The 475-nt window shown below is 65.3% G+C and carries 1 protein-coding gene; it reads right to left on the bottom strand.

Going from position 1 to position 475, the window contains the following annotated elements; genetic code table 11:
• Positions 1-217 (bottom strand): cell division protein ZapD (zapD, locus tag FQ746_RS31920; protein ID WP_144113807.1); only part of this gene is annotated, 217 nt, incomplete at its 3' end.
• Positions 218-475 lie beyond the last annotated feature (258 nt).

The raw sequence follows: 475 nt of genomic DNA, 5'->3' as shown, positions 1-475 counted from the left end.
GCGCGAGCGTCTGCCGCTGGCGTTCCAGTTCCTTCATCAGGTCCGACTTGAGATCCGCCCGACCCGCGACTTCCGCGATTTCGAACAGCGTCGTCAGCGCCACGTGATGCTCCCTCGGATCTTCCTGCGACAGGAAGAACGCCAGGCGCTCGAACAGGTCTTCGAGGCGCAGCAAGGTGCGGATGCGTTCGTTGAACGGATACTCGTAAAGGATCAAGCGCGCTCGCCTCGGGCGTTGGGACAAAGGACCGGAATTGCTGGACATTCTAATGCCCACGCTCAGGCGTCGCAATCGCGCCTTGCGCAGGGATTCGCGCAGGCGTGGCGCTTGCTCGATCCCGCGCGGGCCCGGCCCGGCGGGCCAGGGAACGTTCAGGACTTCGATGCGGCCAGCGCGAGGTAATGCGCGTGCAGCGCGTCGATGCGGGTATCGAGCGCCGCATCTGGCGCGGCCTCGTTGACGATCACGTCGTCG

The sequence above is a fragment of the Paraburkholderia sp. BCC1886 genome (assembly GCF_900996245.1).
In the GTDB taxonomy this organism is placed as follows: Bacteria; Pseudomonadota; Gammaproteobacteria; order Burkholderiales; family Burkholderiaceae; genus Paraburkholderia.
The sequence above is the reverse complement of the archived record's forward strand: the minus strand, read 5'-3'. Positions and strand labels throughout refer to the sequence as shown.